The sequence below is a fragment of the Staphylococcus sp. AtDRG32 genome (assembly GCF_004365845.1).
Taxonomy (GTDB): Bacteria; Bacillota; Bacilli; order Staphylococcales; family Staphylococcaceae; genus Staphylococcus; species Staphylococcus hominis.
In genome coordinates this window covers 21,066-35,180 of sequence record NZ_SODE01000004.1, presented here as the reverse complement: position 1 = coordinate 35,180, position 14,115 = coordinate 21,066, and the positions used below count along the sequence as shown (strand labels likewise).

13 protein-coding genes and 1 pseudogene are annotated in these 14,115 nt (G+C 31.9%); 12 read left to right on the top strand and 2 right to left on the bottom strand.

Annotated elements, in window-relative coordinates:
- Positions 1–27: 27 nt before the first annotated feature.
- Together BDW25_RS07135 and BDW25_RS07130 are read left to right on the top strand one after the other, a co-directional pair.
- Positions 28–966 (top strand): hypothetical protein, encoded by a 939-nt coding sequence (locus tag BDW25_RS07135; protein WP_133945270.1) that lies wholly within the window; start codon positions 28–30, stop codon positions 964–966.
- The gene (locus tag BDW25_RS07130) at positions 966–2,624 is read left to right on the top strand and encodes a coiled-coil domain-containing protein (protein ID WP_133945267.1); all 1,659 of its coding nucleotides are present in this window, start codon (positions 966–968) and stop codon (positions 2,622–2,624) included. The genes BDW25_RS07135 and BDW25_RS07130 overlap by 1 nt, the downstream gene beginning before the upstream one ends.
- 389 nt (positions 2,625–3,013) lie before the next feature.
- On the opposite strand, the gene BDW25_RS07125 is transcribed toward BDW25_RS07130, so the two are convergent.
- Positions 3,014–3,769: an NAD-dependent protein deacylase gene (locus BDW25_RS07125; RefSeq protein ID WP_133945337.1), complete on the bottom strand. Its 756-nt coding sequence runs from the start codon at positions 3,767–3,769 to the stop codon at positions 3,014–3,016.
- A gap of 227 nt (positions 3,770–3,996) precedes the next feature.
- Here BDW25_RS07125 and BDW25_RS07120 point away from each other — a divergent pair, with 227 nt between their 5' ends.
- From BDW25_RS07120 to BDW25_RS11165, 9 genes and pseudogenes are all read left to right on the top strand, one after another.
- Entirely contained in the window at positions 3,997–4,752 is a 756-nt protein-coding gene (locus BDW25_RS07120) for a DeoR/GlpR family DNA-binding transcription regulator (RefSeq protein ID WP_070860891.1), read from the top strand.
- Between the two features lie 232 nt (positions 4,753–4,984).
- Positions 4,985–5,413, top strand: a complete 429-nt coding sequence (gene lacA / locus BDW25_RS07115; protein WP_133945265.1) for a galactose-6-phosphate isomerase subunit LacA — start codon at positions 4,985–4,987, stop codon at positions 5,411–5,413.
- Positions 5,414–5,428: 15 nt separating this feature from the next.
- Positions 5,429–5,944 (top strand): galactose-6-phosphate isomerase subunit LacB, encoded by a 516-nt coding sequence (gene lacB / locus BDW25_RS07110; RefSeq protein ID WP_053019964.1) that lies wholly within the window; start codon positions 5,429–5,431, stop codon positions 5,942–5,944.
- A gap of 12 nt (positions 5,945–5,956) precedes the next feature.
- Positions 5,957–6,889 carry a tagatose-6-phosphate kinase gene (locus tag BDW25_RS07105; protein WP_049434095.1) on the top strand — a complete coding sequence of 311 codons (933 nt, stop codon included), beginning with the start codon at positions 5,957–5,959 and terminating at the stop codon, positions 6,887–6,889.
- Between the two features lie 3 nt (positions 6,890–6,892).
- Entirely contained in the window at positions 6,893–7,870 is a 978-nt protein-coding gene (lacD, locus tag BDW25_RS07100; protein WP_133945263.1) for a tagatose-bisphosphate aldolase, read from the top strand.
- Between the two features lie 19 nt (positions 7,871–7,889).
- Complete coding sequence (locus BDW25_RS07095; RefSeq protein ID WP_002448512.1) at positions 7,890–8,204, top strand: PTS lactose/cellobiose transporter subunit IIA; 315 nt, start codon at positions 7,890–7,892, stop codon at positions 8,202–8,204.
- Between the two features lie 5 nt (positions 8,205–8,209).
- Positions 8,210–9,961 (top strand): lactose-specific PTS transporter subunit EIIC, encoded by a 1,752-nt coding sequence (locus tag BDW25_RS07090; RefSeq protein WP_049420255.1) that lies wholly within the window; start codon positions 8,210–8,212, stop codon positions 9,959–9,961.
- A 15-nt stretch (positions 9,962–9,976) separates the two neighbouring features.
- Positions 9,977–11,389 (top strand): 6-phospho-beta-galactosidase, encoded by a 1,413-nt coding sequence (gene lacG / locus BDW25_RS07085; protein ID WP_029376784.1) that lies wholly within the window; start codon positions 9,977–9,979, stop codon positions 11,387–11,389.
- A gap of 77 nt (positions 11,390–11,466) precedes the next feature.
- Positions 11,467–11,940: pseudogene (locus BDW25_RS11165) on the top strand (alpha/beta hydrolase); the annotation flags it as partial.
- Positions 11,941–11,963: 23 nt separating this feature from the next.
- Here BDW25_RS11165 and BDW25_RS07075 read toward each other — a convergent pair.
- A complete protein-coding gene (locus BDW25_RS07075; RefSeq protein WP_002455023.1) occupies positions 11,964–12,965 on the bottom strand; it encodes an LLM class flavin-dependent oxidoreductase in 1,002 nt (333 codons plus the stop codon).
- Positions 12,966–13,104: 139 nt separating this feature from the next.
- Here BDW25_RS07075 and BDW25_RS07070 point away from each other — a divergent pair, with 139 nt between their 5' ends.
- Positions 13,105–14,112: an NADP-dependent oxidoreductase gene (locus tag BDW25_RS07070; RefSeq protein ID WP_133945261.1), complete on the top strand. Its 1,008-nt coding sequence runs from the start codon at positions 13,105–13,107 to the stop codon at positions 14,110–14,112.
- Positions 14,113–14,115 lie beyond the last annotated feature (3 nt).

Here is a 14,115-nt window from a genome sequence, read left to right as displayed (position 1 = left end):
AAAAGGATATATGTCAGGAGAAATGATATGGCTAGAAAAATGGAAAATGGTGGCGCTATAGCTATTAAAGGTTTCAATTATCAAAAAGCTTCAATAATATTAGTTATGATTAATAATTATTCTCGTGATGGTTTTAAGGTGATTCCAGAAGCTGATGATGATTTTCAAATCCTTGTTGAAGGCCAAAATATTTTTATTCAAGTAAAGGGAGAAAAGAACCTTACTCTGAAACAACTCATTAAAAAAGGAATTATTGAGAAAAATTTAGTTCCTGGACAAGATGATGATATTAGAAAAATATTTGTGTATGATATTGGAAAAACATTTCAAGGTGATTTGGAAGAGAAAAAGGTTGGACATATCATTTCTCCACTATTACAGTATTCAAGTTCGGATAAAGAGAAAATAGTTAGAGATTTGAATTTAAACTTAAATAATAAGAAAAGACTAAATAATCAATTTATTTATAAAACGCCGTTCAGTAATAATATGACAGAAGCTATTCGATGCTTGTTTGGTGAGATGGTAATTCAAGAACTACATGTTGATACTGAGAGTGGTCGTGCACTTCTAGCAGAATTATCATTGATGATTGACCAAAAAAGTGAGGTGTATTTCGATGGATATAATTATCAAGAAAAAGAAATTGATAGTGATTATTTAAGAGAAATCTTTGTAGAGGTGGAAAAAATTGAAATGTTTAGTAAAGTACTTGAGAATTTGCCGTATAACTATTTCAAGAAAGAAAATGTGAAACAGGAGAGAGCTAAAGTACCAATTGGATACTACAATACTAAAAAAAGTGTGAAGAGCAAGTGCAAAGATTTAGATATTGAAAATACGACAGAACAAGAATTAGTAAATAGAATTGTTGAAATTATTGATGATGAAAGTAATATTAGTAATGGAAATCTTAAAGTTGCTATTGCAATAGAATGTCTGTGTGAGTTATGGGAGGATAGCTGATGGAAGTAGAAACTCTTAAAATAATTGATTATATAAGTAAGACGGCAACAAGTTATAGTTTTTCTTCTGGAACAAATCTTATTGTGAGCAATGGAAATAAAAAAGGTAAGTCTAGCTTAGTAAAATCTATTTATTATACACTTGGATTTGACATTAAGCAATTTCCAAGTGGTTGGAATGTAAAAGATAAAGTGTTTCAGATAAGTATAAAAACGGCTAGTGGACATTCACATAGGATAACACGTCAGGGTGATACTTATAAAGTGGATTCTGAGAGTACTCCGTTAACCTCAAAAGATTATTCCCAGTGGTTTCAAAATATTTTAGGAACTGATATGCAGTTGCCAAATACTGTTACGAAAGAGCTACATTTGGCATACTCATCTGCGCTATTATTACCTTTTTATATAGACCAAGATGACTCATGGGATGGTGTGACTTATCGTGGGGTATCAGATACTTTGGGACAATATAGTGATATACCCAAAGCAATATTCGAATATCTTTTTTCAATTTCAGATATAGAGGTTCAAAAATTAAAAAATGAATTAACTAAGTTGACGAAGAAAATCGGAAATTGTGGTGATACCATTGATAATTTAAGTAGGGTACTAAGTGGTTATAAAGAGAAAGTCTCTGAAATACCAGAGGTTCAGGAAATTGATAGAGAGAAACTAAATGAAGAAATCAAACACTACTTGGATATACTCAATAAGTATACTGAGGAGACTTCAACCTATAGGATTAAGTTAGTAAAAAAAAGTGAGCAACTTGATTTTAAAAAACAGGATTATGAAGAACTAAACCAACTTTTAAAAATGAGTAAAAAGAGATTTAAAGAAATAGAATGTGAATGTAAATATTGTCATTCAAAATTGACAACTGAGCAATCCTTAACAAGATTAGGTTTAAATAATAATGCATTTGAGATCACGATTTTAAAAGATAAAGTATTTCAAAAAATACAGTCTCTAGAAAATGACATTGATGAGTTAAATTCTTTAAAATCCCAAGCTGATCTTCAAATTAATTATCTTAATAAGCGAATAAATAATTCAAAAAAGTTATTAACTATAGATGAATATGTTAGAGCAAGAGCTAAAACTGTTGCTATTACCGAGATAGAAAAGTCAATAAAAAGTGAAGGTATCGAAAAAACAGCCTTGGAACAAGAAAAAAGTGAAAAAAAAGCTGAAAAAGCTAGGAAAGTGAAAGAGAAAGCAGAATTAAAGAAACAATTGTCCTCTTCTTTTGAAGATATAAGAAATCAAATAAAAATTACACTGGAATTAACAGATTTTGATGAAATAGAGTTTCTAAAATTCAAAAAAATTGATGGTAGTGGAATGGATAAAAACACGAAGTATTTAGCGCTCTACCTGATTTACTTTACATTAATTGATAGATTTGGTGCTTATTGTCTTCCTTTTTGTATGGATTCATTTACTAAAAACGAAATATCAGAAGAAACTGCAATAAAGAATTTTTCAGCTGTAAGCAAACATTTTTTGACATTAAAAAATCAAGTTTTCTTTTCGGTTGTGAATGAGAATTTAAAGTACTTAGATAATATAGATGATTATAAAGTTATTCAGATTGAAGAACATCAGTTAAACGAAGAAAATTATGATGCATTAAGTTTAAGTGTATTAGAATGACCCTTTTAAGAGTGATGAATTATTTCATCAGACAGATAAAATCTCTATCTTAAATCTTAAGATAGAGATAACTAGTCTATTTTATGGTGCTATTTGGTGTCAGTTATATCTTTTACGATGGATTTTAATCTTAACATGAGTTTTTTATATTTCATAATTATTGATATGAAAGGATTTGTTAGAGTTTAATAACTTTCATTTCTGAGCGTACAATTCTCAAAACGTTAATATTGGAAATGTTACAAACTTGTTTGCTTACAAGTTCAGTATGCGAATTGCGTAAGCAATTTGTGTTCAATTAAAATGTTTACAGCACTTCTCAACTTTGAGAAGTGCTTTTTTATGTAAAAAAGGCTAGTCGTTCCAAAAAACACTAGCCACAAGTACATCTATTTATTTTTCATAACTTCTTCAACCACTTCTGTCATGTCATTATGAATAACTAAACTTGCTTGTCTATCATACGGTGTAGCGTCTCTATTAATAATTACAAGATTATCTCCTGTAAAGTTAGAAATAAAGCCTGCAGCAGGTTGTACGACTAAGGATGAACCTAACACAATGACAGTATCTGCTTTTTGAATTTTATCTAATGCTCTAAAGACAGTAGGTTGATCGAGCATTTCACCGTATAATACGATATCAGGGCGAATCACATCACCACAGTTCTCACAATATCTTAATTTGTGTTCCATAACATATGATTTCGTATATTCTTTTCCACAATTGATGCAATAAAAGCGATTCAGTGTACCATGAATTTCATCAATATGTTCACTTCCGGCATCTTCATGTAACCCATCGATATTTTGGGTAATCACACCTAAAGATTTGCCTTTTTTTTCTAACTCTGCAATCCATTCATGGACGATATTAGGCTTTTTATCTGCTACTAGTAGTCGTTTATGATAAAAGTCGATAAAGCTTTCTTTATTATCATTTAAATGATCAATACTTAATAAATATTCAGGTGAATAACCCTCTTTTGAAATTTCATCAAATAATCCACCCATTGAACGGAAATCAGGTATACCACTTGCAACCGATACACCTGCACCAGTAAAGAATACAATTTTGTTTGATTTATCAACAATTTCTTTTAATTTTTCGATTTTATTACCCAATCGGAGCACCTCATTTATCATCAATACTGTATAGTTTTTTTAAAAAATAAATCTTATACTATTATTACAACATATTTTGCTATTTATTTTCTAGTTTTCAAGAAGCAATGAATGTTGAAAAACATTAAATAATAGTGTTAAAACATATAATAGTATAGAATAAAATTGCGTTTAAAATCTTTATAAAAAATCAATTGTTCTTATAAAAAGAACTTTTTAATAAAATAGAGTTGGATGTGAAAATTTGAATGAATAAATACGATCGTTTAGAAGAAATTACTAAACTCGTAAATCAAAAAGGAACGGTTAGGACGAATGAAATCGTTGAGGAACTTAACGTATCTGATATGACAGTACGTCGTGATTTAGCTGAACTAGAAGAAAAAGGATTACTAACTAAAATACATGGCGGTGCACGTAGTAATTCAGCTTTTCAAATTAAAGAAAAGTCTCATCAAGAAAAGCACACAGAGAATATTGAAGAAAAACGTGCTGTCGCAAGGAAAGCTGTTAACTTAATTGAAGAAAACGATACGATTTTTTTGGGACCTGGAACAACAATCGAGTTACTGGCTCAATTAATAGATCGAGAGTCATTAACAGTGATTACGAATTGTTTTCCAGTATTTCAAATATTATTTGAAAAGCGTTCGCTAAATTTTAAAGTTTACTTATTAGGTGGAGAAATGAGAGAACTTACTGAATCATTTGTAGGTGAAATGACGAATACGCTCCTTAAAACAAAACGATTTAGTAAAATGTTTTTTAGTTGTAATGGAATAAAAGATGCAGATGTGCTCACTTCTACAATTGACGAAGCGTATACACAACAACTTGCACTTCATCGTTCACTTGAAAAATACTTATTAATTGATACTTCAAAAATTGGAAAAGAAGATTTTACTCAATTATGTCATTTAGAAGATTTAACAGCAGTTGTTGTAGATAAAAATGATGAAGATAATGTACAAAAATTAAAAGCTTATACAGAAGTGATACATTAATTGAATGATACCAAGATTGTTTATTTAAACAATCTTGGTATTTTTTTAGATAATTGAACGTAATTAAACATAAAAATAAATTTTTTTGTTTAAAAAAACAAAATTTCAAACAATATTCGAACATTTATTGTTGATTATTTGTTTATTTATGTTTATAATTTAGGTGTAAAGATTTGAAAGCGCTTTTTCAAACACATGTGTTTAATTATCTTATTTTCAAAGGAGAATCATTATGACAATTTTTATTGGTTCAGATGTCGCTGGTCAACGTCTTAAAGATGTTATAAAAATATTTTTAAAAGAAAATAACCATGATGTAGTAGATGTAACAGAAGGAAAAGAACTAGACTTTGTTGATTCAACATTAGCAGTTGTACACGAAGTACAAAAGAACGATGATAATTTAGGAATTGCAGTGGATGCTTATGGTGCAGGTAGTTTTATTGTCGCTACAAAAGTAAAAGGAATGATTGCTGCTGAAGTATCAGATGAACGTTCAGCATATATGACACGTAGTCACAACAATGCACGCATGATTACAATGGGTTCTGAAATTGTAGGCGATACATTAGCAAAAAATATTGCTAAAGAATTTGTAAATGGACACTATGATGGCGGACGTCACCAAATCCGTGTAGATATGTTAAATAAAATGTGCTAATTGGAGGAATAAATAATGAAAATTGCTATAGGTTGCGATCACATTGTAACTGATACAAAAATGGAAGTTTCACAACACTTAAAAGCTCAAGGACACGAAGTTATTGATGTAGGTACGTATGATTTTACACGTACACATTATCCTATCTTCGGTAAAAAAGTAGGTGAAAAAGTTGCTAGTGGAGAAGCAGACTTAGGCGTATGTATCTGCGGTACTGGTGTTGGTATTAGTAATGCAGCAAACAAAGTCCCAGGGGTAAGAACAGCATTAGTACGTGATATGACATCAGCACTTTATTCAAAAGAAGAATTAAATGCTAATGTTGTTAGTTTCGGCGGTAAAGTAGCAGGCGAATTATTTATTTTCGATATCGTTGATGCATTTATCGAAGCAGAATACAAACCTACTGAAGAAAATAAGAAATTAATTGCTAAAATTAATCATTTAGAAGCACATAACGATAATCAAGCTAATCCTCACTTCTTTGATGAATTCTTAGAAAAATGGAATAAAGGTGAATATCACGATTAAGGAAGATGTGAAATGATTCTAACATTAACTTTAAATCCTTCAGTTGATATCTCTTACCCATTAGAACAGTTTCATCTAGATACTGTGAATAGAGTTAAAAAGACGAGTAAAACTGCTGGAGGAAAAGGATTAAATGTAACACGTGTATTATCAGAATTTGGCGAAAATGTGTTAGCAAGTGGCTTTTTAGGTGGCGCATTAGGTCAATTTATTGAAGAACAATTAACAGATGCTCAAATTGAACAGTCTTTCTTCAAAATAAAAGGAGAAACGCGAAATTGTATCGCTATTCTACATGAAGGACAACAAACTGAAATACTCGAACAAGGACCAACTATTGACAAGGAAGAAGCAGAGAGCTATAAAGCACATCTTTTAGAACTATTTAAAAGAGCTAATGTTATAGCGATGTCTGGAAGTTTACCTAAAGGTCTTAATACAAATTACTACGCTGATATTGTGAAATTAGCAAATGAACAAGGTCTACCTACGATTTTAGATAGTTCTGGTCAATCATTAATGGATGTATTGTTGAGCGAAAATAAGCCTTCAGTGATAAAACCTAATATTGATGAATTATCTCAATTATTACACACTACTGTCACTACAGATATCGATAGTTTAAAAGAAGCGGTTACTCAACCCATCTTCAAAGGTATTGAATGGATTATTGTTTCTTTAGGTGGCGATGGCGCTTTCGCTAAACATCATCAAACATTTTATAAAGTAAATATCCCCAAAATAGAAGTCGTTAATCCTGTAGGGTCTGGTGATTCTACTGTGGCAGGTATTGCATCAGGTCTTGTTCATCAACAATCCGATGAGGATTTACTGAAAAAAGCGAATGCATTTGGAATGTTAAATGCAATGGAGCATCAAACAGGTCATATCAATGTAGATAAATTTAAAGAAATATTCAAACAAATTGAAGTTATAGAGGTGTAATTCATGACAAAATCACAACAAAAATTAGCATCAATCGAACAATTAAGTAATCAAGATGGTATTATTTCAGCTTTAGCATTTGATCAACGTGGGGCATTAAAAAGAATGATGGCTGAACATCAAACAGAACCTCCTACAGTTGAACAAATCGAACAATTAAAAGTACTTGTATCAGAAGAGTTAACACAATATGCATCTTCTATTCTTTTAGATCCTGAATATGGCTTACCTGCTTCTGATGCACGTAATAAAGAGTGTGGTTTATTACTTGCATATGAAAAAACTGGATATGACGTGAATGCAAAAGGTCGTTTACCTGATTGCTTAGTAGAATGGTCTGCTAAACGTTTAAAAGAACAGGGTGCCAATGCAGTTAAATTCTTACTTTATTATGATGTAGATGATTCAGAAGAGATTAACATTCAAAAGAAAGCTTATATTGAACGAATTGGTTCAGAATGTGTTGCTGAAGACATTCCATTTTTTTTAGAAGTGTTAACTTATGATGATAATATTCCAGATAATAAAAGTGCTGAATTTGCAAAAGTAAAACCTCGTAAAGTAAATGAAGCAATGAAGTTATTCTCAGAAGAGCGATTCAATGTTGATGTGCTTAAAGTTGAAGTACCCGTAAATATGAATTTTGTCGAAGGATTTACAGAGGGTGAAGTTGTATACACAAAAGAAGAAGCAGCACAACATTTCCGTGATCAAGAAGCAGCGACACATTTACCTTATATTTATTTAAGTGCTGGTGTATCAGCTGAATTATTCCAAGACACATTAACATTTGCACATGATGCAGGTGCACATTTCAATGGTGTGTTATGTGGACGTGCGACATGGTCTGGTGCAGTTAAAGTTTATATTGAACAAGGAGAACAAGCTGCAAGAGAATGGTTACGTACAACTGGTTATAAAAACATTGATGATTTAAATAAAGTACTAAAAACAACTGCAACATCTTGGAAAGCAAAATAACTTAAGGGAGGTTATTCATATGAACAGAGAAGAAGTACAATTACTTGGTTTTGAAATTGTCGCATATGCTGGAGATGCACGTTCAAAATTATTAGAGGCATTAAACGCTGCTAATGAAGGTGATTTTGATAAAGCTGAACAACTTACGGAGGAAGCAAATGAATGTATTGCAAATGCACATAAAGCTCAAACAAACTTATTAGCTCAAGAAGCGCAAGGTGATGACATTGCATTTAGTATTACAATGATTCATGGTCAAGACCATTTAATGACAACGTTATTATTAAAAGATTTAATGAAGCATTTAATTGAATTATACAAAAAAGGGAGCTGACCCCTATGAATAAGTTAATAGCATGGATAGAAAAAGGAAAGCCGTTCTTTGAAAAAATATCTCGTAATATTTATTTAAGAGCGATTCGTGATGGATTTATTGCAGCAATTCCAATTATCTTGTTCTCAAGTATATTTATTTTAATCACATATGTACCTAACGTGTTTGGCTTTACTTGGAGTAAAACGATGGAAGGTATATTGATGAAACCATATAACTATACCATGGGAATAGTTGGTTTGATTGTAGCTGGAACAACAGCGAAGTCTTTAACCGATTCCTACAACAGGAAATTAGATAAAACCAATCAAATTAACTTTATTTCTACAATGATGGCTGCGATGAGTGGATTTTTATTCTTAGCAGCAGATCCTATTAAAGAGGGTGGATTTTTAAGTGCATTTATGGGCACAAAAGGATTATTAACAGCCTTTATTTCAGCCTTTATTACCGTAATTGTTTATAATTTCTTTATTAAAAGAAATATTACAATAAAAATGCCTAAAGAAGTACCACCAAATATTTCCCAGGTATTTAAAGATATCTTCCCGTTGTCAGCGGTTATTATCATTATTTATGCATTAGATTTATTATCAAGAACATTTATTCATACAAATGTAGCGAACGCCGTATTAAAAATCTTTGAACCATTATTTACTGCGGCAGATGGCTGGATTGGTGTCACACTTATCTTCGGTGCTTTCGCATTCTTCTGGTTTGTAGGTATACATGGTCCATCTATTGTTGAACCAGCAATCGCTGCAATTACTTATGCAAATCTTGAAACAAACTTAAATTTGATTCAAGCAGGAGAACATGCAGATAAAATTATTACACCTGGTACACAAATGTTCGTTGCAACTATGGGGGGTACCGGTGCTACATTAGTCGTTCCATTTATGTTTATGTGGTTAACTAAATCAAAAAGAAATAAAGCCATTGGTAGAGCATCGGTTGTACCAACATTCTTTGGAGTAAATGAACCAATTTTATTTGGTGCACCACTCGTATTAAATCCAGTATTTTTCATACCATTTATTTTTGCACCAATAGTAAACGTATGGATCTTTAAATTCTTTGTTGATGTACTTAAAATGAATAGTTTTAGCATCTTCTTACCATGGACGACACCAGGGCCTCTTGGTATTGTGATGGGTACAGGCTTTGCTTTTTGGTCATTTGTGTTAGCGATTGTATTAATCGTAGTTGACGTTATGATTTATTATCCATTTTTAAAAGTATATGATGAACAAATTCTTGAAGAAGAACGAGGCAATAAAGAAGTAAATAATGAATTAAAAGAAAAAGTATCAGCAAACTTTGATACGAAAAAAGCAGATGCAATTTTAGCAACTGCTGGTGCAAATGAAGCGACAACAACTGAACCAGCACCTTCCGATGAGGAAGTATCGGCTAAAGAGTCATCAAATTCAATTAACGAACAAACTAACGTTTTAGTCTTATGTGCCGGTGGCGGTACAAGTGGATTACTTGCAAATGCGTTAAACAAGGCTGCTGAAGAATATCAGGTACCTGTAAAAGCGGCAGCTGGTGGTTATGGTGCACATATGGATATTATGAAAGACTATCAATTAATTATTTTAGCGCCTCAAGTTGCTTCTAACTATGAAGATATAAAACAAGATACAGATCGATTAGGTATTAAATTAGCAAAAACTCAAGGTGTTGAATACATTAACTTAACTCGTGATGGCAAAGCAGCATTAGACTTCGTTCAACAACAATTTGAAAAATAATTAGGAGATGAAAGTATAATGAAAAAATTACCAGAAGATTTTATTTTCGGTGGTGCAACAGCAGCTTATCAAGCAGAAGGTGCGACTCAAACTGACGGAAAAGGTCGTGTAGCCTGGGACACTTATCTAGAAGAAAATTATTGGTATACAGCTGAACCTGCAAGTGACTTTTATCATAAATATCCAGTTGATTTAGAATTAAGTGAGAAATTTGGTGTTAATGGTATCCGTATATCTATCGCATGGTCAAGAATTTTTCCAACAGGTTATGGAGAAGTTAATCAAAAAGGTGTAGAATTCTATCACAAATTATTTAAAGAATGTCATAAACGTCACGTTGAACCGTTTGTTACATTACATCATTTTGATACCCCAGAAACACTTCACAGTGATGGAGATTTCTTAAACCGTAAAACGATTGATTATTTTGTAGACTATGCAAAATTCTGCTTTGAAGAATTTACTGAAGTCAACTATTGGACTACTTTTAATGAAATTGGTCCTATTGGTGATGGCCAGTATTTAGTCGGTAAATTCCCACCAGGTATTAAATATGATTTTGCAAAAGTATTCCAATCTCATCATAATATGATGGTCGCACATGCGAAAGCAGTTAAACTATTTAAAGACAATGGATATAATGGGGAAATTGGAGTCGTTCATGCATTACCAACTAAGTATCCATATGATCCTTCAAATCCGGAAGATGTAAGAGCAGCAGAACTTGAAGATATTATTCATAATAAATTTATCTTAGATGCAACGTATTTAGGAAAATATTCTCGTGAAACTATGGAAGGTGTACAACATATTCTTTCTGTCAATGGCGGTAAATTAGATATTACCGATGAAGATTATGCTACATTAGATGCTGCAAAAGATTTAAATGACTTCTTAGGTATCAATTACTATATGAGTGATTGGATGAGAGGATATGAAGGAGAATCAGAAATTACACACAATGCTACTGGAGATAAAGGTGGCTCTAAATATCAACTTAAAGGTGTAGGACAACGTGAATTTGACATAGATGTTCCTCGTACTGATTGGGATTGGATGATTTATCCACAAGGTCTTTATGATCAAATTATGCGTGTTATAAAAGATTATCCTAACTATCATAAAATTTATGTTACTGAAAATGGGCTTGGGTATAAAGATGAATTCGACGAAGAACGTAAAACAGTTGATGATGATGCACGTATCGACTATGTTAAAAAACATCTTGAAGTCATTGCTGATGCGATACGTGATGGTGCCAATGTAAAAGGCTATTTCTTATGGTCACTTATGGATGTGTTCTCATGGTCTAATGGTTATGAAAAACGTTATGGTCTATTCTACGTTGATTTTGACACACAAGAACGTTATCCGAAAAAAAGTGCATATTGGTATAAAGCATTAGCTGAATCTAAAGAAATTAAGTAATTTTATAAATTTGACAGGACAGAAATGAAATTTTCTGTCCTGTTTCTTATTTTATTGAGATACTAGTATTAAAAAATAAGGAGTATAATTTTGTCGCACATTCTATGGGGAATTTATCTTTCACGTATTTTATGAAAAGTGATGGTAATCATCCACCATTTCCGACACTAAATAAAAAAGAAGTCAATATGGCTAGAACATATAATGGCGTTCTTAATTTAAATGAAAAGGTGAATGAAATTCAAGTTGATCAAAATGGCAAACCAAACAAAATGAGTGAAGATGATAAAAAGTGACTTGGATTAAAAAATATTTATAAAGGTAAACAAATAGAAGATTTAAACATTTATGAAGATAATTAAAATGGTATGCATTTTGACGTTAAAGTATCTAATAGCTCGTCTCGGCCATTAAAATCTTTGTTAGAAGCAAGTCCAAAAACGTATAAAAATTCTTAATATATAGAATCAACGACTCAACATAGCCAACTTCATGAAAATAAAGATGTTGCAAATGAAAACATTAAAGTTTATGAAACAAATAAAAATTAGGAGCGTTCATAATACTGACTCTCCTAATTATCTAGACAAGCATGAGCTATAAGTTCAATTAATTTAGTACGATGAGTATGTCCGTATACATTAGGAAGAATCATGATTTCATCGACTTCAAATTCGTTTTGTAATTGTATTAACTGCTGAGCTACTTCATGTGGTAAGCCACTAATCATTCGACGTTTATTTTTTTCTATTTTTTCTTGATCTCTTTCAGAATAATGGCGTTGTTGTGCTGTTTCAATAGAAGGATATACTTTAGGTTGTTTAAGATAGTTAATACGTATTAACCACAAATTTAATGCATCTAATAATTGTTTAATCGTTAATTCATTTTCTGCCGTAACGACAAAAGTAGCTAAAATAATATAGGGTGAATGCGAATGACCATGATACTCTGTAAAACGCGATTTATAATGTCGAATGACATGTGTTAAATTTGCGTTCGATTGACCCATATGAGCAATCACAAAAGGTAAGCCTTTTTTTGCGGCAAGCTCAGCACTTTGTTCACTCATTCCTAAAATAAACATCTCAGGTGAATGCTCTGTGTATGGAGTGGCTTCTAAAGTTTTGAAACGATGTGAATGAATAGTGTCATTCGTAAAGTATTTGTTCAAATCATCTACTTGTTGAGATAGTTTGGGTTTTTGAGTTTTAAATTCATTTAGCGCTTCGTTTACATTTTTGAAGCTAGGAGATCGCCCAATTCCCATATCAATTCGGCCAGGATGTTTGACTTCCATAATTTTAAATTGTTCTGCAACTTTGTAAGCACTATAATGGGGGAGCATAACACCGCCACTTCCAATATGAATAGAGTGTGTATGTTCAAGTAACATAGCCATTACGATTTCAGGAGCGCTTGATACAACAGAAGGAACTTGATGATGTTCTGCTACCCAATAACGTGCATAACCAAGTTTCTCTGATAGTTGAGCAAGTTCAATTGAATGATTTAAAGCTTCTTGTGGTGTATCACCTTCAAAGAGTGGTACATAGTCTAAGATACTTAATTTCAAGTTTAAGACCTCACTTTGCTTGGTATAATAAAGTATTAAGTGTTATCATACTAGACATTATAAAGTGAAAGCAGTTGAATTGCGATAAAATTGTTTGTGATATGACACTGTTTTTGAATACTGAAAGGAGTCTTTTATAATGAATAATGAGCAAGTTTTATTAGCAAAATATCCTAAAGGTATGCCCCAAGATGATACATTTAAATATGAAAATATTGACATAGTTGATCCGAAAGAAAATGAAATTCAAATTGAATCTTTATATATATCTGTCGATCCATATATGCGTGGAAGAATGACTCAAGCCGATTCTTATGTGGAGCCTTTTAAAATTGGCGAACCTATTCAAAGTCACATTGTAGGCAAAATTATTAAATCAAATTCTGAAAAATTTAATAAAGATGACATTATTGTAGGTATGTTGCCATGGAAGCGTATTAATACAGTAAATGAAGAGAAAATAAGTAAAATATCTAATACAGATGTACCACTTTATTTATATTTAAGTACGTTAGGTATGACAGGTCAAACAGCTTATCATGGTTTATTAGAGATTGGTCAACCAAAAGAAGGCGACACTGTAGTAGTTTCAGCAGCTTCTGGTGCAGTAGGTGCTGTGGTTGGTCAAATTGCTAAAATCAAAGGTGCTAGAGTAGTAGGTATAGCTGGTGGAGATAAAAAAGTGAATTATCTAACAGAAGAATTGGGTTTTGATGCAGGTATTGATTATAAAAAGGATGATTTTGCAGAAGCATTAGCAAAAGCCGTACCGAATGGCGTAGATGTTTATTTTGAAAATGTAGGTGGCACAATAGCCGATGAAGTTATGAAACATCTCAACCGTCATGCACGTATTCCTGTTTGCGGTACGATTTCTAATTATAATAATACTGAACAAGAAAAAGGTCCACGTGTACAAAGCACATTAATTAAACATCAAGCACTAATGCGTGGTTTCTTGGTAGCAGAATTTGCCGATGACTTTGAACATGCAAGTAAAGAACTGGCAACGTGGATACAAGAAGGAAAAATTAAAACAAAAGTATCTATAGAAGAAGGATTTGAATATTTACCAAAAGCGTTCAGAAACTTATTTACAGGTGAAAACTTTGGCAAACAGATTGTTAAAGTGTCAGAGAATGTATAATTT